The organism is Janthinobacterium sp. EB271-G4-3-2 (assembly GCF_020858035.1).
Lineage (GTDB): Bacteria > Pseudomonadota > Gammaproteobacteria > Burkholderiales > Burkholderiaceae_D > Janthinobacterium > Janthinobacterium aestuarii.
This window is the reverse complement of the sequence record NZ_JACYMG010000005.1, coordinates 273,202-297,065: the sequence shown is the minus strand read 5'-3', so window position 1 is coordinate 297,065 and position 23,864 is coordinate 273,202. Positions and strand designations below refer to the sequence as shown.

The window sequence follows — 23,864 nt, the reverse complement described above, 5'->3', positions numbered from 1 at the left end:
AATATGTCAGGAAAATGACAGCCGAATGTCATTTCCGTGACGCAAGTCAATGTCATTCGGGGATCGTGCATAATTACCACACTCGCCCAGCCGAAAGAGCCCATGAAAGACCAGGACGCACCGCACATCACGCCCTACACCAAGCCGGCCGCCGGCTGGGACGCCCTGAAACACGTGGCCATCAGCCTGCGCCAGGAACGGGTCGCGCCCGAGAATCTGAAGGCGCTGCTGGCGCAAAACCAGCCCGACGGCTTCGATTGCCCCGGCTGCGCCTGGCCCGACCGCAACCACGCTTCCACGTTTGCCTTTTGCGAAAACGGCGCCAAGGCCGTCGCCGCCGAAGCGACCAGCCGCCGCGCCGGCCCCGAGCTGTTTGCCAGCCATACCGTCACGCAGCTGCTGGAGCAATCGGACTACGCGCTCGAACAGCACGGCCGTTTGACGGAACCGATGGTGTACGACGCCGCCAGCGACCGCTACGTGCCGATCTCCTGGGATGACGCCTATGCCCTCGTGGGCCGCCACCTGCGCGCCCTGCCCGATCCGAACCAGGCCGCCTTCTACACGTCGGGCCGCGCCAGCAACGAGGCCGCCTTTCTGTACCAGCTGATGGCGCGCCTGTACGGCACCAACAACTTCCCCGACTGCTCCAACATGTGCCACGAGGCGACCAGCCGCGGCTTGCCGGCCACCGTGGGCATCGGCAAGGGCACGGTGACCCTGGCCGACTTCGAACTGGCCGACACCATCCTCATCTTCGGCCAGAATCCCGCCACCAACCACCCGCGCATGCTGGGCGAACTGCGCGACTGCGCGCGCCGCGGCGGCAGCATCGCCTCCATCAATCCCCTGCGCGAACGGGGCTTGCAACGCTTCATGGACCCGCAAAGCGCGCTGGAAATGGCGACCCTGGGCAGCACGCGCCTGGCCGGCCTGTTCGTGCAACCGACGCTGGGCGGCGACTTCGCCCTGCTCAAGGCCGTCGCCAAGAGGATCGTCGAGCATGACGATGCGGCGCAGGCGGCAGGCAGGCCCGCCGTCATCGACCACGCCTTCATCGCTGAACACTGCAGCGGTTTCGACGCCTTCCGCGACGACCTGCGCGCGGAAAACTGGGAACTGCTGGTGCGGGAGTCGGGCGTGGCGCGCGCGCAGATCGAGGCATTGACCGACATCTTCATCAAAGGCCAGCGTGTCATCGCCACCTGGGGCATGGGCCTGACGCAGCACAAGCACAGCGTGGCGGCCATCCGCATGCTGTCGAACCTGATGATGCTGCGCGGGCAGATCGGCAAGCCGGGCGCCGGCCTGTGTCCCGTGCGCGGCCACTCTAACGTGCAGGGCGACCGCACGGTGGGCATCGAGGAAAAACCGACGGCGGCCTTCCTCGACCGCCTGGGCCAGGTGTATGGCTTCAATCCACCGCGCGCGCACGGCCACGACGTGGTGGCGACCATCGCAGCCATGCAGCGCGGCGACGTCAAGGTATTCATCGCGCTGGGCGGCAATTTCGCGGCCGCCACGCCCGACACGCCGCTGACCTTTGCCGCCCTGCGCCAGTGCGCGCTGACGGTGCAGGTGGCCACCAAGCTCAATCGCAGCCACCTGGTCATCGGCAAGGAAGCCCTGCTGCTGCCCACCCTGGGGCGCACGGAAATCGACCTGCAAGGCGGCGTGGCGCAGGGCGTGACGGTGGAAGATTCGATGAGCATGGTGCATATCTCGTACGGCCGCAATGCGCCCGCTGCGCCGCAGCTGCGCTCGGAAGTGGCCATCGTGGCCGGCATGGCGGAAGCGACGGTCGGTAACAGCCTGGCCGACTGGCGCGCCTATGCGGCCGACTATGCGCGCATCCGCGACGACATCGAAAAGGTGTTTGACGATTTTTACGACTACAACGCCAGGGTGGCGCAGCCGGGCGGCTTTCATCTGACGGTGGCCTCGCGCGAACGCGTATGGAAGACGGCCAGCGGCAAGGCCAGCTTCCTCGTCGCTCCGCTGGACCTCGATACGCCGCTGCACCGCGCCCGCGCACGCCATGGCAAGCGCCTGATGGTCTTGATGAGCACACGCTCGCACGACCAGTACAACACCACCATCTACGGCATGGATGACCGCTACCGGGGCGTGTACGGCACGCGCAAGGTCGTCTTCGCCAATGCGGACGATATCGCTATGCTGGGCTTTGCCGATGGCGAGCTGGTGGACCTGATCGGCGCCTGGGACGATGGCGTGGCGCGCCGCGCCGACGGCTTCCGTCTCGTCGCCTACGGCATCCCGCGCGGCTGCCTGGGCGCATATTACCCCGAGACGAACGCGCTGGTACCGCTGTCCAGCACGGCCGACGGCGCCGGCACGCCCACGTCGAAGTCCGTGCCCGTGCTGCTGGAACGCAGCGGAAGCTACAAGGTAACGCCGGGCGTGTAATCGACGTAGGCATCCTGGCGGCAGAAACCCGCCAGCTTCATGCCCGCCTGCGTGGCGATGGAAATGGCCAGCGAACTGGGGGCGGAAATCGTCGCCAGCAGCGGAATCCGCATGCGCGCCGCCTTGCGCGCCAGCTCGTAACTGCCGCGGCTGGACAGGAAGACGAAGCCGCGCCGCATGTCGGCTCCGCTCAGCGCAAGGTGGCCGATCAGTTTATCGAGGCCGTTGTGGCGGCCGACATCCTCGAACACGTGCACGATATCGCCATCGGGCGTGCACCACGCGGCCGCGTGCACGCCGCCCGTCTCCCGCATCAGCGTCTGGTGCTCGCGCAAGCCGGCGGAGGCACGCGCCAGCGCGGCCGGCAAGTCGACGCGGATCAGGGATGGCGGCAGCGGCGCCGGCTGCAAGTCGAGCATCTCGATACTGTCGATGCCGCACACGCCGCAGCCCGTGCGGCCCGTCAGCTGGCGGCGCCGGTCCTTCAGGCGCACGAAATCTTCCTGGGCGATGCGCAAGGCCACTTCGGCGGAATCGGGACGCAGGAACACTTCGCAATCGAAGATGGCATCGGCGGAAGCGACCACGCCTTCCGTCAGCGCGAAGCCGTAGGCAAACGCTTCCAGGTCGCGTGGGGTGGCCATCATGACGACGTGGGAAATGCCATTGAAGACCAGCGCGACGGGGATTTCCTCGGCGACGCGGTCGATGGCGGGGGTAGCAGCGCCCGCCTGATGGCGGACGATGGCGCGCTCGACGAAGCCGGCGCGTTCGATCTCTGTATCTTCTGTCATGGCAACCATGGGGGAACTTTCACAGGCCCCATGGTAAACCAGAACGGCCAGGCAGGGGGCGGCCCCTGCCCGCGCCATCAATCCTTCTTCGGACGGCCCGTCTTCAGCTGCGGCAAGCCGGCCAGCACGTTTTGCAGGGTGGCCAGGTCGATCTGGCTGATCAGCGCTACGCCGATGCGCAGCAATTCGCTTTTCTTGATCTCGAAACCGGCCTTCAGGCAGGCTTTTTTCACCTGGCCCAGGACTTCATATTCCGCTTCCGGCATGGTGAAGCTGTCGCGCACAAGTTTCGGCTTGCGGGCTTTTTCCTTGACGGCGGCGACCTTGGCGGCCGGCGCTTTTTTCGCTGGCGCAGGCTTGGCGGCTGCTTTGGCGGCCGGTTTGACGGCGGCTTTCGCTGCCGGCTTGGCGGCAACCTTGGCCGCTGGCTTGGCAACGGCTTTCACTGCCGCCTTGGCGACCGGCTTGGCAGCCGGCTTGGCGACGACGGCCTTGGCCGCCGGCTTGGCGGCTGGCGCCTTGGCAGCGGCAGGCTTGGCGGCGGCAGGCTTCGCTGCTGCCGGCTTCACTGCTGCCGGCTTCGCTGCTGCCGGTTTGACGGCCATTGGCTTGACGGCGGCTTTTGCCACCGGCTTGGCTGCGGGCTTGGCGGCAGGCTTCACTGCCGGTTTGGCGGCCGGTGCCGCCTTGGCCGCTGCCGCGTTGATCGAGGCGCTGGTGGGGAACATCGAAACGGGCGCGGTGTCGGTTTTTTTCGCCGGGACGGTTTTGCTCATGGATTTTCCAATCTAGTAAATAATATAAACAATATATACTGTTTTTTGAAAACTTGCTTGCCACACATCAAGTCATGCAATGGCATGACCCAATGACCCCTTACGCGCTGGCGCGGATGGTGAAATCGACCCCCACCTCGTCCCAGAATTCCTGCTCTTTCTCGATCCAGAACGACACGGTCGGATGGTGCGCCACCCAGCCGCGCTTGATATCGAGTTCGATGCGGTTCTTCATGCGCAGGCGCAGTTCGCTGAAATCGGCTTCGATGCGCGCATGCATGAGCAAGATCGACAGGCGCAGCGCCAGCACGGCCTTGGCGAAATCGGGGTCGGACAGCACTTCGCCGATCTTGCGCAAATTGCCCTTCTGCGCCAGGATCAGCCGGCTCATGGTCTTCTGTTCGCGCGTGGTAAAACCGGGCAAGTCCGCGTTTTCCACGATGTAGGAGGCATGCTTGTGGTAGCCCGTCTGCGACACGGCCAGGCCCACTTCGTGCAGCAGGCTGCTCCAGCGCAGGCATTTCACCAGGGCGTCCGACGTGGGCTTGAGCTGCGCATACATGGCCAGCGCCTGCTCGGCCACCCGGCCGGCGCGCTGCTGGTCGATATGGAATTTCTCCATGCAGCCCTGCACCGACTGCTCGCGGCGGTCGCGCTTGGTCGAACGCAGGTACAGGTCCCACATCACGCCCATGCGCAAGCCCGCCTCGATCGGCGTCATGGCCGGAATGGCCAGTTCGCGGAACAGGCCGATCAAGATGGCCAGGCCGCCGACGATGGTGCTGGCGCGGTCGGGCCGCAAGCCGGGCATGTCGATGCGGCTTGTGTGGCCGAGTTCGATGAAGCGGCGCGCCAGCGCGTCGAGGCTGGCGCTCGTGAGCAAGCCGTCGCCGAGCTTGTTGCGGGCGATGATGTCGGCGATGGTGCGGATGGTGCCGGAAGAGCCGTATGCCGTCTTCCAGTGCTGCGGATGGTATGGCGGCGCGGCATCCTCGAAATGGCTGCGCGCCGACAAAATGGCCGCCTCGAACGACGGCGCGTCGATGCGCCCGCCGATGAAGAACGACAGGCTTTGCTTGACGGTGCCCAGGCTGAACGACTCGACCCGCTCGATATCGTTGCCGCGCCCCAGTATCAGTTCCGTCGAGCCGCCGCCGATATCCATCACCAGCCGGCGCTCGCCGGGTATGGCCAGCGCATTGGCCACGCCCATGTAGATCAAGCGCCCCTCTTCCTCGCCCGAGATGATTTCAATCGGGTAGCCGATGGCTTGCTCGGCCAGCGGCAGGAAGACGGCGCCGTTGCGCGCCACGCGCATGGCCGACGTGGCCACCACGCGCACGGCATCGAGTTCGAAACCGGCGAGAATGGCGCGAAAGCGCTGCAGGCAGGCCAGCGCGCCCTGCATGGCCGCGTCGGTCAGGTCGCCATTGGCGTCCAGGCCGGCGGCCAGGCGTATCGGATCGCGCACGCTCTTGACCACGCGGATCGTGTCGCCATCATGCTTGCCGACGTGTAAACGAAAACTGTTGGACCCCAGGTCCACCGCTGCATACATACTGGCCTCTTGTCTTGTCATTGCAATGCCAACTGGAAAAGCTGGCGAACTCAGTTGCTAAACTATATAAATCATTTAAACGATTTAAAAATCCTACCACACTACCGCCATCGTATGACAGCGGCGTGACAGGATTGTGACAAAACGGCAGCGGTGCGGCAGCTTACGGGACGATGGTAGTAAAGAGATACACGGCGAAAATCACCAGGTGCACCGTGCCCTGCATGACCGTGGTGCGGCCCGTGCCCAGCGACAGGGTAGCCACCATCAGCGACAGCAGCAACAGCACCGTCGACTTGATATCGAGCCCCAGGGTAATCGTCAGGCCCGTGGCCAGCGACACCACGACCACGGCAGGTATCGTCAGGCCGATGCTGGCCAGCGCGGAACCGAGCGCCAGGTTCAAGCTCGTTTGCAAACGGTTGGCACGTGCGGCGCGCACGGCGGCCAGGCCTTCTGGCAGCAGCACGATGGCGGCGATGACGATGCCGACCAGGGTTTTCGGCGCGCCCATGGCGGCAATCGCCGTCTCCAGCGCGGGCGCCAGCGACTTGGCCAGCAGCACCACGGCGCCCAGGCACACGAGCAGCGCGCCGGCGCTGATCCAGGCGACGGCGGGCGTGGGCGGCGCCGCATGCACCTCCTCGTCGCCGACGGCTTCCTTGGGCAGGAAGTAATCGCGGTGGCGTACGGTCTGCACCAGCACGAAGGTGCCGTACAGGACCAGCGAGATGACGGCGATGAAGATCAGCTGGCTCGAGTTGTAGTACGGGCCGGCGGCACTCGACGTGTAGTTCGGCAGCACCAGGGTCAGAATGGCAATGGCCGCCAAGGTGGCCAGCGAAGCGCTCACGCCCAGCAGGCCGAAGGTCTGTTCGCGGTGGCGCCCGGCGCCCAGCAGCAGGCAGATGCCGACGATGCCGTTCAGGATGATCATGATGGCGGCAAACACGGTGTCGCGCGCCAGGCCCGTCGTTTCCGGTCCGCCGGCCAGCATCAGCGAGACGATCAGCGCCACCTCGATCAGGGTCACGGCCAGCGCCAGCACCAGAGTGCCATACGGTTCGCCGATGCGGTGCGCCACCACTTCCGCGTGGTACACGGCGGCCAGCACGCTGCCGATCAGGCCAGCGACCAGCAGGATCTGGTAGGCGCCGCCGACATCGAAGGTGGAACCGAACAGGAACAGCCAGCCGGCAAGCGGGGCGGCAAGCGGCCATACAGGCAGGGATTTAGGTATTTTCATTATGGGCCTGGCAAGAGTAAAAAAGGGGAACTGCGATGCGGACGGCAAAGGACAACAAGGGCAGCCTGGCGTGCATGCCACAGCATAACTTGCCTAGCTTAAATGAAAGTTAGGGAATGCACATGTTCCGGTGACGGCGCCCCGCGCCTGGTTCACCGTTCAATCACCTTGCCGCGGTGCACCTGCCTGATACCAGCAACTATAGTCCCTTTAGTAACATGCCGTTGCAATTTCCTTGTCTTTTTGCTTCCGGCTGCCGTCATAATGCAGGGTCCGCCTTCGCGGCACCGACCAAGGACAGACCATGATTACGATCAACAGCACAGCCATGCGCACGTTCTTCTTCGCGGGCAGCTTGCTGTGCGCCGCCGCGCACGCGGACACGCCGCCAGCGGACGCCGCGCAAGTTGACGCGGACTGGGCCACAGCGGCCGCGCCGGCAGCCGCGTCAGAGTCACGCTGGCAAGACAGCCTGCCGCCCGCGCCGCCCGTGGCGCCACGCGAAGAAAAGATACTACCGAAGAGCGAATGGCTCACCGTCGAACCGATGAAGGCGCCCGACCGGCGCTGCGATCCGGGCCTCGATGCCCTGTTCCTGCCCAAGGAATGCGGCAAGGAACCGAGCTGGCTGGGCTCGCGCAAAAAGTAAGCTGATAAAAACTAAGCTGATTTACACGTCCAGGGTGCCGGCGCCCTGCGCTTCCGCTACCCTGTTGCGGCCCGCCTGCTTGGCCGCCTGCAGCGCCTCGTCGGCCCGTTTGAACAGGCTGACGGTACTGTCTTCGGCGCGGATGGTGGTCACACCCAGGCTGGCCGTCAGTTGCAGCACGGCGCGCTCCGTCTTGACGGGCAGCGCTTCGACGGCGGCGCGGATGCGCTCGGCCACCATCAGCGCATCGACCAGGGTCGTGCGCGGCAGCTGGATGGCGAATTCGGCGCCGCCCAGGCGGCCCATCAGGTCGCTGTCGCGCAACTGCTGGCGGCACGTGTCGACGATGGTTTTCAGCACCGCATCGCCCACCGGATGGCCATAGCTGTCGTTGACTCGTTTGAAGTGGTCGATATTGAGCACCACCAGCGCCGTCGGCAAACCGGGCCGGCGCGCCAGCGCCATCCATGGCGCCAGCGCCTGGTAAAAGCCGCGCCGGTTCGGCACGCCCGTGGCCGCATCGAGCACTTCGAGGCGCGCCAGCTCGCCGCCCAGTTTTTCACGCGACAGCAGCAGATAGCCGAAGGCGTTCGTCAGCATCATCAGGTACAGGGCGCCGAAGCCGGCCAGCTGCATCAGCTCCGCGTCAAAACCGGGGACGGCGGCGGCCAGCACGCCGCGCGCGGCGATCAGCAGCGACAGGATGCCCATGCTGACGACGAGGAAGCGGCGCAGCATGCTCGCCTCGCGCCACTTCAGGCACAGCGCGGCCACGCCGGAGAGGAAGAAGCCGGCCACGATCAGCGAACCGCCGGCGCTGCGCAACAGCGGCGCCACGTCGAACAGGTAGCAGGCGGCAAACAGCGCCACCGACAGGCCCAGCGCCGGCAGCACGGTGCGGCGCCAGCCGCTGCGCCCGGCCGCCTGCCACAGCGCGCCCGCATCGAGCGCCATGCCGGCAAACAGCAGGCTGTTGCCGAGCAGGATGGAAAGGAAATCGGGCAGCACGCCGCGGAAATACAGCAGGCACCAGGCCACGGCCTGGCATTGCTTGGCCACCGCCCAGGTGGACATGCTGAGCGACTTCTTGCGCTCGTACTCGAAGAAGAACAGGGCCGCGCACAGGCTCAGGTTGCCGAGCGCCAGGGCCAGTACCAGGGTCTTGATATCCATGGGCTACGCTATCGATGCGCAGGCGCGGCGCGCCAGGTCAGATTTCGTGTTCGACATTGGTGCTGCCGTCGCCGATCTTGCTGGCCCACGCCTGCACGAAATACTGCTTTTCCACTTCGCTGGGCGCCTCGTGCCAGAACACGATGAGGGTGCCCTTGTGGTCGTGAATCTGCGCCACTTTTTCAATGAATCCGACATTGGCGGCCTGGTCGGCCAGCGCCGCCGCGTAGCCATACACGCGCGTCAGCCGCTCGATGCGGTCAGGCTCCGTAAAACTGTTCGTCGCCGTAATGATGGGGTGATCCAAAAACATGCTTGTCTCCATGGTGCCCGACTGCGCGGCCGTGCCGCCGCGCGCCGTACATATACGCATGCTCGGCGCGGATTAATCGGGTATGCTCACGGGAGCTTATCAGATTTCTCTGAATGCAACAAAGCATCTCCCCCAGCCTACTCAGCGAAGTCGTCCCATGCCGGAAAACAGAAGCACCACCCCACTTGCCCCGCAGGTGCATACCTGCGGCGACCGGCGCCGCCTGGAATTCCAGCCCGGCATGATCCAGAGCGAAATGCTGCTGTCGCGCCCCGACCATCTGCTGCTGCGCTATGCGCGCGCGATGATGTGCTTTACCCTGTTCGTGCCGCGCCCGCGGCACATCCTGATGGTGGGACTGGGCGGCGGTTCGCTGCTGAAATTCTGCCACCGCCACCTGCCCGACACGCGCATCACGGTGCTGGAACTGCGCGCCGACGTGATCGCCCTGCGCGGGCAGTTCATGCTGCCGCCCGACGACGCGCGCCTGCGCATCATCGAGACGGATGCCGTCAGCTACATCCGCCAGCATCCGGGCTGCGCCGACGTGCTGCTGCTCGACGGCTATGACGAAACGGGCTTGCCGCCCGCCCTCGGCAGCGCGCGCTTCTATGCGGACTGCCTGCGCGCTCTGCTGCCCGGCGGCGTGCTGGTGACCAACCTGTTCAGCTATGACGAGCACTACCCCGCCATGCTGGCGCGGCTGATGCTCACCTTCCGCGGCGCCGTCTGCCACTTCGACGGCATCGCCGGCAATAACCGCATCGTCTTCGCCGCCAAGCCCGAGCAAGGCCAAGGTAGCGACGGCCGCGCCGTGCGCGTGGTGCGCCTGGTGCGCTGGCGCCGGATGGCCGGCCTGGCATTCCTGAACCGCTTTCTGCCGGCATGGCAATTGTGGCGTTTACGCCGCCAGTCCGGCGCGGGCAGCGACTGAAAGTCATCTTCCCCGGCCATAGATATTGTTGCTTATTTGCAGTGTTTTGGTACAAAATCAGCATGCTGGATGTGGTTTATGACAAACTACGGCCTGCGTGGGGCCGGCAGGCGCCGCCGAACCCAAGTGACCATGAAGTGAGATAGGAAAAACCATGCTGCGTGGCCGCCTGCCATTGTCGATTTCCGCCGCGGCCGCGCTGACCTTTGCCTGCGGCGTCAGCGTGACGGCCGTGCTGTTCGCCGCCATCAGTCAGCTCGAATACGACAAGATGAGCCTGAGCCTGCAGCAGCGCGCCGGCGCCAGGGTGGCCGCCATCGAGCAGGGACTCGACGATGCGGTCGAGGTGCTGACCACGACGAATCAGCTGTTTGCCGCCGTCGTGCCCGTCACGCGCGAACAATTCCACGACTTCACCACGCCGCTGCTGCGGCGCCACCCGTTCATCCAGGCCTTCAATTTCCACCGCGTCGTGCCGCATGCGCAGCGCGCCGCATTCGAAGCGGAGCTGCGGCGCATCGTGCCCGACTACGCCATGACGGAAATGCGCGATGGCGTCGTCGTGCCCGCAACGACGCGCGCCAGCTACCTGGTGGTGGACTACCTCGAACCCTTGCAGGGCAACGGCCCCGCCTTCGGCCTGAACGTCAGCCCGAACGGCGTGCTGGCGCGCGCGCTGGAACAGGCGATCATCAGCGGCCAGACCACCGCCACCGGCTTGCTGGCCCTGGCGCAGGGACCGCAGCAAGGCTTCGTCATGGTGCATCCCGTGTACCGCCACGGCATGCCCCTGCGGACGGTGCAGCAGCGGCGCGCGGCGCTGATCGGCGATACGGCGGCCGTCATCCTGGCCGGGGAACTGGTGCAGAAAATCCTCGCCGGCGCCGACCTGCTGGGCGACCCGCAACTCGAACTGAGCGTCTACGCGGACGCCAGCGCCGACCCGCGCCAACTGATCTTCCGGCATGGCCAGGCCCCCGTCGATGAGCAGCATGGCGCCTGGGAATCCTTGCCCCGCTGGCTGCACTTTGCCTACCACAACCATTATGACCGGGCCTTTGCTTCCGCCGGCCGGCCCTGGCACGTGCGCGTGGTGGCCCATCCGCGCCCCTTCCTGGCCGACCACCTTGGCTCCCTGTTCACCCTGATCACGGGCTTGCTGTTCAGCACACTGACGGCCGCCTTCGTGCAGTCGCTGACGCAGCGCTCGCGCCGCGTGCAGCTGCTGGTGGAGCAGCGTACGGCCGACCTCAAGCGCAGCAACGAGCTGCTCAGCGCCGACGTACGGGCGCGCCAGCGCACGGAGCGCGCCCTGCAGGAAAGCGAAAAGCGCTTCCGCCGCCTGCTGGCCCTGTCCTCGGACTGGTACTGGGAACAGGATGCCAACTTCTGCTTCACCCACATCACCAGCGGCTTCACGGACAAGTCGAACATGCCGCTGGAACGCTTCATCGGCATGACGCGCTGGGACAACAACCCGGAAATGCGCAATTCGCGCTGGGGCAAGCAGCATATCGCCAACCTGGAAGCGCACCTGCCCTTTTCCAACCTCGAGTATGCGATGCACGACCGCGATGGCCAGCTGCGCTGGTTCAGCATCAATGGCGAGCCGCTGTTCAACGAGCTCGGCGAATTTCGCGGCTACCGGGGCACGGGTTCCGAAATCACGGAACGCAAGCTGGCCGAGCAACAAATCCAGCACATCGCCCACCACGACGTGCTGACGGGCTTGCCCAACCGCGCCCTGCTGCGCGACCGCCTGGCGCAAGCGATGGCCCTGTCGCGCCGCAAGAACCGCGCGCTGTGGGTACTGTTGATCGACCTCGACCGATTCAAGTTCGTCAACGACAGCCTCGGTCACAAGGCCGGCGACCTGCTGCTGAAAACCATCGCCACGCGCTTGCAGGCCAGTCTGCGCGAAAGCGATACGGTGGCGCGCCTGTCGGGCGACGAATTCGTCGCCATCCTGTGCGAACAGGCGGACGAAGTGCTCAGCAGCGCCATCGTGCAGCGCGTGATGGATGCCGTGGCCCAGCCGGTACTGTTGGATGGCAAGGAATTTTTCGTCACCTGCAGCATCGGCGTGGCCGTCTACGACATCTCGCGCTACGACGCGCCCGGCGACGTGACCCTGAATGGCGAGACGCAGAACCTGATCGAACAGGCCGACATCGCCATGTACTGCGCCAAGAAACAGGGCCGCAACAACATCAAGTTCTATACGACGGCCATGAACCAGGCCACCCTGGAGCGCCTGCGCATCGAGACGGCGCTGCGCAACGCGCTCGAGCGCGAACAGTTCGTGCTGCATTACCAGCCGCAGGTGGACCTGGCCAGCGGGCGCATCGTCGGCGTGGAAGCGCTGCTGCGCTGGCGGCATCCGGACCTGGGCATGGTGGCGCCGCAGCGCTTCATCGCGCTGGCGGAAGACACGGGCCTGATCGTGCCGATCGGCGCCTGGGTCATGCGCGAAGCGTGCGCGCAGGTGAAACGCTGGCATGCGGCGGGACTCGATACCTTGCGCCTGGCCGTGAACCTGTCGGCGCGCCAGTTCAACGAACCGAACCTGGTCGCCACGATCGCCGAAGTGCTGCTGGAAACGGGCTTGCCGCCCGCCTGCCTGGAACTGGAACTGACGGAAAGCCTGTTCATGCACGACGTGGCGCTGGCCGTCAGCCAGCTGCACGACATGAAGGCGCTGGGGGTGCAGCTGTCGATCGACGACTTCGGCACCGGCTATTCCAGCTTCGCCTACCTGCGCACCTTCCCCATCGACGTGCTGAAGATCGACCGCAGTTTCGTCGGCGACGTGGCGCGCGACGCGGACGACGCGGCCATCGTCGTCTCCATCATCGCCCTGGCGCACAACCTGAAACTGCGCGTGGTGGCCGAAGGCGTGGAAACGGCCGAGCAGCTGGATTACCTGCGCCGCCATGGCTGCGACGAGGCGCAAGGCTATTACTTCAGCCACCCGCTGCCCGCGCACGAAGTGGAAGCGCTGCTGCATACGGCGGTGCAGGACAGCGGCGTCCTGTCCTGAGCATCCGGCGCGGGCCTTACAGCTTCTGCTGCAGGAATTCGAGGAAGCAGCTGATGCGCTGCGCCAGCTGCGTGTTGCGGTAGTAGACGGCGTGGATCTGCTGGCGATAGCCCGTATAGAACGGCTGCAGCACTTTCACCAGGCGGCCGGCCGCGATGTCGTCCTTCGTCATGAAGTCGGACAGGCAGACGATGCCCTGGCCGTGCAGGGCCAGCTGGCGCAGGGTTTCGCCACTGGAGGCGGCCAGCGCGGGCACGATCTGCAGGCTGTTGCCCGCTTCGTGGCGCAGCGGCCAGTTGTTGCCCAGGTCATACTGAGCAAAGCCCAGCAGCGCGTGGCCGGACAGCGCTTCCGGTGTGGCCGGTTCGCCATGGCGCGCCAGGTAGGCGGGCGTGGCCAGCACGTGCAGCGGGCTGGCAGTCAAGGCGCGCGCATGCAGGGTCGAATCGACCAGGGCGCCGATGCGGATGGCGATATCAGTGCGGTGTTCGAGCAAGTCGGCGATCTGGTCGTTGCTGGTCAGTTCCAGGCGGATGTCCGGATACATGGCGCGAAATTCGGCCACGTGCGGCACCACGCAATGGAGCATGAAGGGCGAGGCGGCATCGACGCACAAACGCCCGGCCGGCTTTTGGCGGCGGATGCGGATCGATTCCTCCACGTCTTCCATCGAGGCGAGAATGGCGCGCGCCTTGTCCAGGAACAGCTGCCCTTCTTCCGTCAGCTCCATGCGCCGCGTGGTGCGGGTCAGCAGCGAGGTGGCCAGCTTGTCTTCCAGCCGCGACAGGGCCCGGCTGACGCCCGACGTGGTTTGTCCCAGATGCACGGCGGCCGCGCTCAGGGTGCCGCTGTCGATGACGGTGACGAAGATTTTCAGGTCGTCCGAATTGATATCCATTGTTGCCCTATTATTGCCTGCGCTTCACATATCGCGCCATTATAATGGAACCATGGCAACAGTGAGGGCAGGCAACAACGTCAGGCAACGTAGAACAAAATGGCGACAAAATGGCAGCTGCTGCCGGCCAGCACGAACAGATGCCAGATGCCGTGGCCATGGCGCAGCTTGTGGTCGGTGGCATAGAAAGCGATGCCGCCCGTGTAGCACAGGCCGCCCGCCACCAGCCACAGGAAGCCGTTCCACTCGAGCGCCGCCAGCAGCGGCTTGATGCCGACGACAATCAGCCAGCCCATGGCCACGTAAATCACCAGCGACAGGATGCGCGCGCCTTTCGCGTACACATATTCCTGCACGATGCCAAACAGGGCCAGGCCCCAGACGATGCCGAACAGCGACCAGCCCCACGGCCCGCGCAGGGTCACCAGCATGAATGGCGTGTAGGTGCCCGCGATGAGCAGGTAGATGGCGCAGTGGTCGAGCCGCTGCAGCACGGCCTTGGCCTTGCCGCGCACACTGTGGTACAGGGTGGACGTCAGGTACAAGGTCAGCAGCATGGCCGCATACACGCTGCAGCTGACGATTTTCCACGGGTCGCCCGTGCGGGCCGCCACGACGATCAGGATGACGCCGCCGATGGCCGCCAGCGCGGCGCCCACCGTATGGGAGATGCTGTTGAAGCGTTCGCCGTGGTACATGGCTTAATACCGCTTTGCCAAGACACCGCAGACATCCGGGGTCAGACCCGCCGGGACTCGGCGTCCCCGTCTGACCCCAGTCTTCCGCTGGGAGCGGTCAATCAAGCTTCTTCCGCCTTCTTGCGCGCAGGGCGGCGCGCCGGCGTCTTGCGTGGCGCCTTGGCCGGCTTGTCTTCGGCCACGACAGCCACTTCGACCGGAGCAGGCTCGATGGTTTCGACCACGGCTTCAGCCGCCTTCTTGGCCGGCTTCTTCGCCGCTGCCGCCTTGCGGGCCGGCGTGCGCGGCTTGGCCTTCGGCTTCGCTTCGGCGACGGCTTCCACGATCGCTTCAACTACCGGCTCAGGCATGGCTTCCACAGCAGCGACTTCGACAACTTCGGCGCGCGCTTCGCGGGCGCCATCGCCATTCTTGCGGCCGCCACGGCCATTGCGGCGCGAACCGCGCTTGGCGTTGCCGTCTTCCGCCACCACCTCGGCGACCGCTTCCGCTACCTCGTGCTGTACATCCGGCTGCGGCGCCGGCGCATACTGCTCGACGACTGCTTCGGCGTCGGCCACCGGCACGAAGGCCTGTGGCGCGGACTCGCCGCGGCGTTGTTCGTTCTGCTTGCGGCCGCCACGGCCATTGCGGCGCGAATCGCGGCGGCTACCGCCTTCGCGCTGATTGCCCTCTTCCGCCGCCACGCCGGTCTCGCCGGTGACGATGGCTTCGCCGGCGACTTCCCCGTTCACGGGCGCGGCGACAGGCACCAGGCCGCTGCTGCGGTAGACATAGGCGCCTGATTTTTCATCGCGGCCAAATTCCAGCAAGCCGCGCGTCTGCGCTTCTTCCAGCAGGTTGCCGAAGGTGCGGAAACCGTAATACGATTCGCTGAAGTCCGGCTTGCGGCGCTTGATCGCTTCTTTCAGCATCGAGGCCCAGATCTTGCCGCTGTCGCCGCGCTCCGAGACCAGCGCGTCGAAGGTGGCAACGGCCATCTCGATCGCTTCCGTCTTGCGCGACTCGTATTTTTCCTTGCGGCGCACTTCTTCGTCCGGCGACCGCTTGGCCGCCGGGGTTTCGCGCGCATCGCGCTTGGCGGCCGTGCGGCGGCTCTCGCGCACCAGGTCATCGTAGAAAATGAATTCGTCGCAGTTGGCCACCAGCAGGTCGGAGGTCGACTGCTTGACGCCCACGCCGATCACCTGTTTGGCGTTTTCGCGCAGTTTCGACACGAGCGGCGAAAAGTCGGAATCGCCGCTGATGATGACGAAGGTGTTGACGTGGGCCTTGGTGTAGCACAGGTCCAGCGCATCGACCACCAGGCGGATGTCGGCCGAATTCTTGCCGGACTGGCGCACGTGGGGAATTTCGATCAGCTCGAAATTCGCTTCGTGCATGGTGCCCTTGAAACTTTTATAACGGTCCCAGTCGCAATATGCCTTCTTGACAACGATGCTGCCCTTGAGCAGCAGGCGTTCGAGGATGGGCTTGATATCGAATTTTTCGTAATTTGCATCTCGCACGCCGAGCGCGACGTTCTCGAAGTCGCAAAACACGGCCATGCTGAGGTTTTCTGGGGATGACGCCATAAGGGTGAATTCTCGCTGATGATAAGGGCGGACGGGAAGCGCAACGCCTCCCTTTTCCCCTAGTATATTCGCCCATCCCCTGTTTCGGCGACAACTATCGTGCGCGGCAGCCTTATTGCGCGCCGCCGGCGGCGCTCGCGCTGGCGCCGTCGACGGGCCAAACGACGCTTTCATCGACCGAATACAGCTGGCATGGCAGGCTGCTGCGCCGCTGGCACGAAGCGAGCGCGCGCACGTCGGGGCTTTCGCCCTCCTCGGCCCAGGCCCAGGCGCCGCTGGCCGACAGGGCGAAGGCGCGCGGTGCGGTTTTTTCCAGGAAGTCGCGGTAGCCCGCGCGCCCCTGCTCTTCCAGATAGGGCACGGCGGCGATATCGTCCTGCGGCGCGAAATGCGTGGCGGGCGGCGACGGCGCATCGGCCACGCGGTAGACCTGGCGCACCGGCATGCCGATTTTCTGCAGGAAGCGCTCGGTGGCCGGCAGCCACACGGCCACCCCGTCGCGGCTGCCCAGGGTCAGGTGGGCGTCGCGCTTGAACGGGCCATAGGCGACCAGCTGCGCCCGGCCGCCTGAACCGGTAAAGGAATTGAACAGCCGCCGCGCCAGCGCCGGCGAAAAGTACGAGTCATTCGCGCCATACAGCCACAGGCTGGGAATATGGTTGTAGGCGCCCAGGGTGGCGAAGGTCTTCGCCAGCGCCCCTTGCCAGTCGCAGCCGGGCATGTCGACGCGCAAGCCGCCGGAAAAATTGAGCACGCCGCGCACGCCGGGCACCACCCGGGTGGCCAGCGCCAGCGCCGCCATGCCGCCGTACGACTGGCCCGCGACAACGATGCGCTGCGGGTCGACCCAGCTCTGGCGGCGCGCATACGCGAGCGCGGCCAGCATGTCGCGCGCCTGGCCCTGGGCGTTGCCCAGCATGTCGCAGCCGAAATCGCGGTAGGCACCCGTGGAACGGGCAAAGCCGGCGCGCATGGGCAGCATCACCGCATAGCCGCGGCGCACGAACTCGGTCGCCATATAGATAAAGCGCTCGCGCTGCTGCAGCCGGGCCGGGCCGGCCTGCTTGCCGTGATTCATCAGCAGCAGGGGAAACGGGCCGGGGCCGGCGGGACGAAACACCGTCGTCTCCAGCACCTCGCGCAAACCGTCGCCGGCCGGCACCATGATGACTTGCTCGTTCAGACGAGCGTCGAGCGGCAACGGCGAGGGGGCAAGCTGGGCTTTCAGTGGCGGACAAGGCATGCTGAGCAGCAAACCCAGCAAAATGGGGCGAAACAGGTGAAAAATGGCGGACTCCGTGGATGACTTCCCTGCCAGTCTAGACAGTGAAATGCCACAGAACAATATAAAAAAATTACGTGACGCACATATTTTTTACGGCAACCACCTGCGGGAAAAATTGTTGCCTTGCACCAACCACTTTTCCTGTTGACGGGAGTACACTGGGCGCACACTGAAGGAGTTGCCATGTCCATATCCGCCCTCACCACCGGTACTTCGGGGCTGACCGCCAACCAGCGCGCGCTGGATGTGGCCGCCGACAATATCGCCAATGCGAATACGCCGGGCTTCCAGCCGCAGCAAGCCCAGTTCCAGGAAGCCAGCCCGGCCGGCACGGGCGTCACCCTGTCCGTCGAAGGACGCAAGCTGGCCGCCAGCGAAAGCGTCAGCGGCGCCAATGCGAATGCGGCCAAGGCGGCCGAAAGCCGGCCAAACGGCGTGGGCCTCGCGTCCGAACTGACGGATAACCTCGTCTACAAAGCGGACTTCAACCTGTCGGCGAATGTCGTCAAGGCAGCCGACCAGGCCCTGGGCAGCCTGATCGACGTCAAGACCTGACCGCAGCGACTATCGGCAAGATAGTCTGGTTTTTCATGTCCAGCACCAAAGGAGCCATGGCCGGCCGGATCAGCGCCAGCAGCCGTCCGGCGGGAATGCCGTCGCGCGCCTGCACCGACAAGCCGTGCAGCAAGGCCGCATAGTAGTCGCCCAGCGCCTGCACGTCCGCTTCCGCTTTTAACTCTCCCGCCAATTGCGCCGCGCGCAAGCGCTCGATGAGGGCTTGCGTGCGTGCGCGGCGGTGCTGCGCCAGCCAGTCGGCGATGCCCGCGTTTTCCGCACTCGTGTTGGTGGCGGCCGTGACCACCATGCAGCCTTGCGGCTGGCCGCTGCGCGTGTACAGCAGCACGGCTTCTTCCAGCATGCGCGCCACCGCGTCGCGCACATTCAGGCTGGCGGCCAGCGCGTGCACGGCGAACGCGCCCTCGCCCGTTTCATACAATTCCACGGCTTCGCGGAACAGCTGCTCCTTCGAGCCGAATGCCGCATAGATGCGCGCCGAGGCGATGCCCAGCGCCGCCACCAGATCGGCCATCGACACGCCCTCGTAGCCGCGCGTCCAGAACGCGTCGCGCGCTTTTGCCAGCGCCAGCGCGCGGTCGAATTCCCTCGGTCTTCCTGCCATTTTTATCCTCTGCTTGCGAACTGGCGGCCAGTATAACGCCTGGCACCCGCAGCGCATTCGCGATTTATTTTGCATGGCTGTCTTGACCGCGCAAAAAATTTCGCCTATTCTTTGTCGATCGACAAACAATAGGAGCCGATATGAAAACCATCCAAGGACCGAGCCTGCACCTGGCCCAATTCGCCGCCGACACGGCGCCCTTCAACACCCTGCCCGCCATCGCCGCATGGGCGGCCGGCATGGGCTTCAAGGCCCTGCAGATTCCCGCCTGGGATGCGCGCCTGTTCGACGTGGCGCAGGCCGCGCACAGCCAGCAATACTGCGACGATCTGGTCGCCATGCTGGCCGGCCATGGCCTCGTCATCAGCGAACTGACGACGCACATCTTCGGCCAACTGGTGGCCGTGCACCCGGCCTACGACGCGCTGTGCGACAGCTTCGCGCCGGCACACCTGCATGGCCAGCCAGAAGCGCGCACGGCGTGGGCCATCGAGCAAGTCAAGCTGGCGGCCATGGCGTCGAAACGCCTGGGCCTGACCGATATGGGCACGTTTTCCGGTTCGTTCGCCTGGCCCTACCTGTTCCCGTTCCCGCAGCGCCCGCCCGGCCTGATCGAAACGGCCTTCGATGAACTGGCGCGCCGCTGGCTGCCCATTCTCGACGTGTGCGAAGAACAGGGCGTCAACCTGTGCTACGAAATCCACCCGAGCGAAGACCTGCATGACGGCATCAGCTTCGAAATGTTTTACGAACGCGTGGGCCGCCACCCGCGCTGCAAGATGCTGTTCGACCCCAGCCACTTCGTGCTGCAGCAGCTCAATTACCTGGAATTCATCGATATATACAAGGACCACATCCGCATGTTCCATGTGAAGGATGCGGAATTCAATCCGACGGGTAGGCAAGGTATTTACGGCGGCTACCAGTCGTGGGAAAACCGCGCCGGGCGTTTCCGCTCGCTCGGCGACGGCCAGGTCGACTTCAAGGCGATCTTCTCGAAGATGGCGCAGAACGACTACGCGGGCTGGGCCACGCTGGAATGGGAGTGCTGCCTGAAGGACCAGGAAGTGGGCGCGCGCGAAGGCGTCGCCTTCATCAATGCCCACATCATTGCCGTGACCGACAAGATCTTCGACGACTTCGCCGGCGCCCCCGTCAGCGCGCAACAGATCAATACCCTGCTGGGCATCCGGCACAACTAATCAAGGAAACCATATGAACGACTTCATTCACGACTACGTCCGCATCGATGGCCAGCGCCTGCATTGCGTGATTGCCGGCGAAGGCAAGCCCGTGCTGCTGATCCCCGGCTGGCCGCAGACCTGGTATGCGTGGCGCCACGTGATGGCGGCGCTGTCCGCCAGCGGCTACCAGGCCATCGCCATCGATCCGCCGGGCAGCGGTTACTCTGACCGCCCGGCCGGCGGCTACGACACGGGCGCCGTGGCGACCACCTTGCACCGCGCCATGCTGGCCCTGGGCCATGCGCAGTACGACGTCGTCGGCCACGACATCGGCATGTGGGTCGGCTATGCGCTGGCCAGCGACTTCCCGCAAGCCGTGACGAAACTGGCGCTGACGGAAGCCGTCATTCCCGGCCTGGCACCGGCGCCGCCGATTTTTGTCGCGCCGTCCGACAACATCTTCCTGTGGCACTTCATGTTCAACCAGGTGCTGGACTTGCCGGAAATGCTCACGGCGGGCAAGGAGCGCGAATACATCCGCTTCATTTTCGACCGCTGGTCGTACCGCCGCGACAAGGTGGCCGTCGACGTGTATGCGGACGCCTACGCCACGCCGGGCGCCCTGCGCGCCGGTTTCGCCTACTACCGCGCCATACCCGAAACCATCAAGCAAAACCTCGAGCGGGCCAAGCGCAGCCTGGCCATGCCCGTGCTGGCCATCGGCGCCGATCATGCGACCAACGACGCGCCCCTGCTGACCATGCAGGGCAAGGCGGAGAATCTGCAAGGCGCCATCGTCGCCGAATGCGGCCACTTCATCATGGAAGAACAGCCGGAAGCGTTCATCGCCCACCTGCTGCCCTTCCTGGCGGGAGAGCTGGCGTGAGCCTCGATCCGCTGATCGCCGCCTGGCTGGAGGAAACAAAAGATGCGCCGCCGCCCGCCTCGCTGGCGGACTTGCGCGCATCCACGGAAACGGGACTGCGCCAGCTGCACGGGCCATTGGAAGACGTCGCGGCCATCAAGGATTACGTGCTGCCCGGCGAGCATGCGCTGACCGTGCGCGCTTATGTGCCGGCCGGCGCGGACACGGGCCAGCCCTTGCCGGCCATCGTCTTTGCGCATGGCGGTGGATGGTGTCTGTGCTCGCTGGACCTGTACGACAATCCGTGCCGCGCGCTGGCCAACGCCACCGGCTGCGTGATCGTTTCCGTCGACTACCGGCTGGCGCCCGAGCACAAGTTTCCCGTGCCACTCGACGATTTTTACCGGGCAGTGTGCTGGGTCGCCGAACATGCGGCGGCGCTGGGCATCGACGCGCGGCGGCTGGCCGTGGGAGGCGACAGCGCGGGCGGCAACCTGGCCGCGGCAGCGGCGCTAATGGCGCGCGACCAGGCCGGTCCCGCGCTGGCGCACCAGCTGCTGCTGTATCCGGCGCTCGATTTCGCCTTCGACACGGACTCGTACGAGCGCTATGCGCAGGGCCATTCGCTGACCCGGGACGCCATGCGTTTTTGCTGGTCGGCCTACCTGAACGAACCGGCCGATGGTGGCAGCCCTTACGCGGCGCCGCTGCGGGCGGCTTCGCTCAAGGGCTTGCCGCCGGCCACGGTGCTGTTATGCGAGTACGACCCGCTGCATGACGAAGGCGCGGCATATGCGCGGCGCCTGCGCGACGATGACGTGGCGGCGCAGTGCGTGCAGCTCGACGGCATGATCCATGCGGCTATGCACATGCCGGGCTTGACGCCAGCGGCGCGGGGATTGTTCGACGCGGCAGGCCAGGCGATGCGAACAGCGCTGGGAGTGTAAGAAAAATCCGTCGCCGGGGATGGCTCCACGGCGGCGGCCTGCTGCGCCAGCATCACGGCGCCGCCAACAGCCATGGTGTTCTCTTCCGCCGCATTTCGTCTTGTTTGGCTCTACTCAGGCGACAAGCGCCGAAACGCTGGCGCACGTCAATTTTTCAGACATTTCTCCCGCACAATTTCATGCACCGCAGCATTTCGCTGTGCGAACGAATGTTTCACAAAACGATTGACACGCTCCAGTTGGCTAGGCAAACTGATTTCCAGGGAGCCTGAAAATGAATGCAAATATGACAAATATTCAGACCGCGGCAGATCCGGAACTGATCGTCTTTGGCGATGACGAGGAAGGCAAGGACCGCCAGTTCGTCAACGCGCTGGCGCGCGGACTGGAAGTGCTGCGTTGCTTTCGCCCCGGCGAAGTCTATCTGTCGAACGCGGACATGGCCAAGCGCACGGGCATCCCGAAGCCGACGATTTCGCGCCTCACCTATACCCTCACCAAACTCGGTTACCTCAATTATTCGGACAGCCTGGGAAAATACCAGCTGGGCGCCGGCGTGCTGGCCCTCGGCTACCGTATGCTGTCGAATCTCGACGTGCGCAAGATGGCGCGCCCGCTGATGGAGGAGCTGGCGGAACACGCGCAGGCGTCAGTCTCGCTGGGCACGCGCGACCGTCTCAGCATGGTCTACGTGGAAACGTGCCGCAGCAGCGCCAACGTCACCCTGCGCCTCGACGTCGGCTCGCGCATTCCGCTGATGACGACGGCCATGGGCAAGGCCCTGCTGTGCATCCTGCCGCAGGCCGAGCGCGACTACCTGATGGACCACGCCAGGGTGCACGAAACGGAGCGCTGGCCCCGCATCAAGGCAGGCATCGAACAAGGCTTCAAGGATTACCAGGACCGGGGTTTTTGCATCTCGGCCGGCGAGTGGCAGAACGACGTGCATGCCGTGGGCGTGCCCATGCTGGGCTTCGACGGCGAACAGGTGATGGCCTTCAATTGCGGCGGCCCCGCCTTTTTGCTGTCGCGCGAAAAACTCGAATCCGACCTGGGACCGCGCCTGGTGGCCCTCGTCAAGACAGTGGAAAAAAACCTGGGCCGCGGTTAGACTGCGCGCCCCTCCCAACGACAGCTCAAATCTAAGCGCCGAGGAAACCGATGATACGCGACGAAGAAACCCTGAACATCCTGCTCGACAGCATCGCCCGTTTCGTGCGCGAAGTGCTGGTGCCGAACGAGGCGCTGGTAGCTGAAACGGACACGATCCCGCCCGCCATCGTGGCGCAGATGCGCGAACTGGGCCTGTTCGGCCTGTCGATTCCGGAAGCGTACGGCGGCCTGGAACTGAGCATGGAAGAGGAAGTGCGCGTCGCTTTCGAGATCGCCCGTACCTCGCCCGCCTTCCGCTCGCTGATCGGCACCAACAACGGCATCGGCTCGCAAGGCATCGTCATCGACGGCACGGAAGCGCAGAAACAGCACTACCTGCCCAAGCTGGCGGCCGGCGAGATCATCGGCTCGTTCGCTCTGACGGAAGCGGGTTCCGGTTCCGATGCGGCCTCGCTGCGCACGACGGCCGTGCGCGATGGCGACTTTTATATTCTCAACGGCAGCAAGCGCTATATCACCAACGCGCCCGAAGCGAGCATCTTCACGGTGATGGCCCGCACGGACCTCGTCAAGCGCGGTGCCTCGGCCATTTCCGCCTTCATCGTGGAAAAGGATACGCCAGGCCTCTCGCTGGGAAAAATCGATAAAAAAATGGGCCAGCAAGGCGCGCATACCTGCGACGTCATCTTTGAAAATTGCCGTGTCCCGGCCGCGAATATCATCGGCGGCAAGGAAGGCGTGGGTTTTAAAACAGCCATGAAAGTGCTCGACAAGGGACGCCTGCACATCGCCGCCGTCTGCGTGGGCGCGGCCGAACGCATGCTGGCCGATGCCCTTGCCTACGCCATGGAGCGCCAGCAGTTCGGCCAGCCCATCGCGGAATTCCAGCTGATCCAGGCCATGCTGGCCGACAGCAAAGCCGAAATTTATGCGGCGCGCAGCATGGTGCTCGACGCGGCGCGCCGGCGCGACAACAAGGAAGACATTTCGACGGAAGCGTCGTGCTGCAAGCTGTTCGCCTCCGAAATGTGCGGCCGGGTGGCCGACCGCTCCGTGCAGATCCACGGCGGCGCCGGCTACATCAGCGAATATGCGGCCGAGCGTTTCTACCGCGACGTGCGCCTGTTCCGCATTTACGAAGGCACGACGCAGATCCAGCAGATCGTCATCGCCCGCAACATGATCAAGGCAGCGCAAAAGTGAAGGAGGC

The 23,864-nt window shown here is 65.0% G+C and carries 21 protein-coding genes; 10 read left to right on the top strand and 11 right to left on the bottom strand.

Annotated elements, in window-relative coordinates; genetic code table 11:
• Positions 1–102 precede the first annotated feature (102 nt).
• Entirely contained in the window at positions 103–2,427 is a 2,325-nt protein-coding gene (locus IGS55_RS13585; RefSeq protein WP_230517549.1) for an FdhF/YdeP family oxidoreductase, read from the top strand.
• On the opposite strand, the gene fdhD is transcribed toward IGS55_RS13585, so the two are convergent.
• From fdhD to IGS55_RS13565, 4 genes are all read right to left on the bottom strand, one after another.
• The gene (gene fdhD / locus IGS55_RS13580) at positions 2,403–3,230 is read right to left on the bottom strand and encodes a formate dehydrogenase accessory sulfurtransferase FdhD (protein ID WP_230517548.1); all 828 of its coding nucleotides are present in this window, start codon (positions 3,228–3,230) and stop codon (positions 2,403–2,405) included. The two genes, IGS55_RS13585 and fdhD, sit on opposite strands and share 25 nt — an antisense overlap.
• A gap of 68 nt (positions 3,231–3,298) precedes the next feature.
• Positions 3,299–3,997 (bottom strand): hypothetical protein, encoded by a 699-nt coding sequence (locus tag IGS55_RS13575; RefSeq protein WP_230517547.1) that lies wholly within the window; start codon positions 3,995–3,997, stop codon positions 3,299–3,301.
• Positions 3,998–4,097: 100 nt separating this feature from the next.
• Positions 4,098–5,555: a Ppx/GppA phosphatase family protein gene (locus tag IGS55_RS13570; RefSeq protein WP_139092521.1), complete on the bottom strand. Its 1,458-nt coding sequence runs from the start codon at positions 5,553–5,555 to the stop codon at positions 4,098–4,100.
• A 163-nt stretch (positions 5,556–5,718) separates the two neighbouring features.
• Positions 5,719–6,801 carry a calcium:proton antiporter gene (locus IGS55_RS13565; RefSeq protein WP_230517546.1) on the bottom strand — a complete coding sequence of 361 codons (1,083 nt, stop codon included), beginning with the start codon at positions 6,799–6,801 and terminating at the stop codon, positions 5,719–5,721.
• Between the two features lie 304 nt (positions 6,802–7,105).
• Here IGS55_RS13565 and IGS55_RS13560 point away from each other — a divergent pair, with 304 nt between their 5' ends.
• A complete protein-coding gene (locus tag IGS55_RS13560) occupies positions 7,106–7,450 on the top strand; it encodes a hypothetical protein (RefSeq protein ID WP_230517545.1) in 345 nt (114 codons plus the stop codon).
• 21 nt (positions 7,451–7,471) lie between these two features.
• On the opposite strand, the gene IGS55_RS13555 is transcribed toward IGS55_RS13560, so the two are convergent.
• Positions 7,472–8,623 carry a GGDEF domain-containing protein gene (locus tag IGS55_RS13555; protein WP_230517544.1) on the bottom strand — a complete coding sequence of 384 codons (1,152 nt, stop codon included), beginning with the start codon at positions 8,621–8,623 and terminating at the stop codon, positions 7,472–7,474.
• Positions 8,624–8,660: 37 nt separating this feature from the next.
• Positions 8,661–8,936, bottom strand: coding sequence for a hypothetical protein (locus IGS55_RS13550; protein ID WP_034757372.1), 276 nt, complete (start codon positions 8,934–8,936; stop codon positions 8,661–8,663).
• Between the two features lie 157 nt (positions 8,937–9,093).
• Here IGS55_RS13550 and IGS55_RS13545 point away from each other — a divergent pair, with 157 nt between their 5' ends.
• Together IGS55_RS13545 and IGS55_RS13540 are read left to right on the top strand one after the other, a co-directional pair.
• Positions 9,094–9,870 (top strand): transferase spermidine synthase, encoded by a 777-nt coding sequence (locus tag IGS55_RS13545; RefSeq protein WP_230517543.1) that lies wholly within the window; start codon positions 9,094–9,096, stop codon positions 9,868–9,870.
• A gap of 154 nt (positions 9,871–10,024) precedes the next feature.
• Positions 10,025–12,910 (top strand): bifunctional diguanylate cyclase/phosphodiesterase, encoded by a 2,886-nt coding sequence (locus tag IGS55_RS13540; protein WP_230517542.1) that lies wholly within the window; start codon positions 10,025–10,027, stop codon positions 12,908–12,910.
• 16 nt (positions 12,911–12,926) lie between these two features.
• On the opposite strand, the gene IGS55_RS13535 is transcribed toward IGS55_RS13540, so the two are convergent.
• From IGS55_RS13535 to IGS55_RS13520, 4 genes are all read right to left on the bottom strand, one after another.
• The gene (locus tag IGS55_RS13535) at positions 12,927–13,808 is read right to left on the bottom strand and encodes a LysR family transcriptional regulator (RefSeq protein WP_230517541.1); all 882 of its coding nucleotides are present in this window, start codon (positions 13,806–13,808) and stop codon (positions 12,927–12,929) included.
• A gap of 80 nt (positions 13,809–13,888) precedes the next feature.
• Positions 13,889–14,506: a PAQR family membrane homeostasis protein TrhA gene (gene trhA / locus IGS55_RS13530; protein WP_230517540.1), complete on the bottom strand. Its 618-nt coding sequence runs from the start codon at positions 14,504–14,506 to the stop codon at positions 13,889–13,891.
• Between the two features lie 101 nt (positions 14,507–14,607).
• The gene (locus IGS55_RS13525) at positions 14,608–16,080 is read right to left on the bottom strand and encodes an NYN domain-containing protein (RefSeq protein ID WP_230517539.1); all 1,473 of its coding nucleotides are present in this window, start codon (positions 16,078–16,080) and stop codon (positions 14,608–14,610) included.
• Positions 16,081–16,192: 112 nt separating this feature from the next.
• Positions 16,193–17,323, bottom strand: coding sequence for a dienelactone hydrolase family protein (locus IGS55_RS13520; RefSeq protein ID WP_230517538.1), 1,131 nt, complete (start codon positions 17,321–17,323; stop codon positions 16,193–16,195).
• Between the two features lie 225 nt (positions 17,324–17,548).
• On the opposite strand from IGS55_RS13520, the gene IGS55_RS13515 reads away from it, so the two are divergent.
• Positions 17,549–17,920 carry a flagellar basal body protein gene (locus tag IGS55_RS13515; protein ID WP_230517537.1) on the top strand — a complete coding sequence of 124 codons (372 nt, stop codon included), beginning with the start codon at positions 17,549–17,551 and terminating at the stop codon, positions 17,918–17,920.
• On the opposite strand, the gene IGS55_RS13510 is transcribed toward IGS55_RS13515, so the two are convergent.
• Positions 17,910–18,545: a TetR/AcrR family transcriptional regulator gene (locus tag IGS55_RS13510; RefSeq protein ID WP_230517536.1), complete on the bottom strand. Its 636-nt coding sequence runs from the start codon at positions 18,543–18,545 to the stop codon at positions 17,910–17,912. The genes IGS55_RS13515 and IGS55_RS13510 overlap by 11 nt on opposite strands.
• Positions 18,546–18,685: 140 nt before the next feature.
• Between IGS55_RS13510 and IGS55_RS13505 the strand changes: the two genes are divergently transcribed.
• The 5 genes from IGS55_RS13505 to IGS55_RS13485 all read left to right on the top strand — a co-directional run bounded on the left by IGS55_RS13505 (position 18,686) and on the right by IGS55_RS13485 (position 23,857).
• The gene (locus tag IGS55_RS13505) at positions 18,686–19,747 is read left to right on the top strand and encodes a sugar phosphate isomerase/epimerase family protein (RefSeq protein WP_230517535.1); all 1,062 of its coding nucleotides are present in this window, start codon (positions 18,686–18,688) and stop codon (positions 19,745–19,747) included.
• Positions 19,748–19,760: 13 nt separating this feature from the next.
• Positions 19,761–20,615 carry an alpha/beta fold hydrolase gene (locus tag IGS55_RS13500; RefSeq protein WP_230517534.1) on the top strand — a complete coding sequence of 285 codons (855 nt, stop codon included), beginning with the start codon at positions 19,761–19,763 and terminating at the stop codon, positions 20,613–20,615.
• Positions 20,612–21,541: an alpha/beta hydrolase gene (locus tag IGS55_RS13495; protein ID WP_230517533.1), complete on the top strand. Its 930-nt coding sequence runs from the start codon at positions 20,612–20,614 to the stop codon at positions 21,539–21,541. Before IGS55_RS13500 ends, IGS55_RS13495 begins: the two co-directional genes overlap by 4 nt.
• A gap of 286 nt (positions 21,542–21,827) precedes the next feature.
• Complete coding sequence (locus tag IGS55_RS13490) at positions 21,828–22,652, top strand: IclR family transcriptional regulator (protein WP_230517532.1); 825 nt, start codon at positions 21,828–21,830, stop codon at positions 22,650–22,652.
• Positions 22,653–22,702: 50 nt separating this feature from the next.
• On the top strand, positions 22,703–23,857 hold the full coding sequence (locus IGS55_RS13485; protein WP_230517531.1) for an acyl-CoA dehydrogenase family protein: 1,155 nt from the start codon (positions 22,703–22,705) through the stop codon (positions 23,855–23,857).
• Positions 23,858–23,864: the final 7 nt, after the last annotated feature.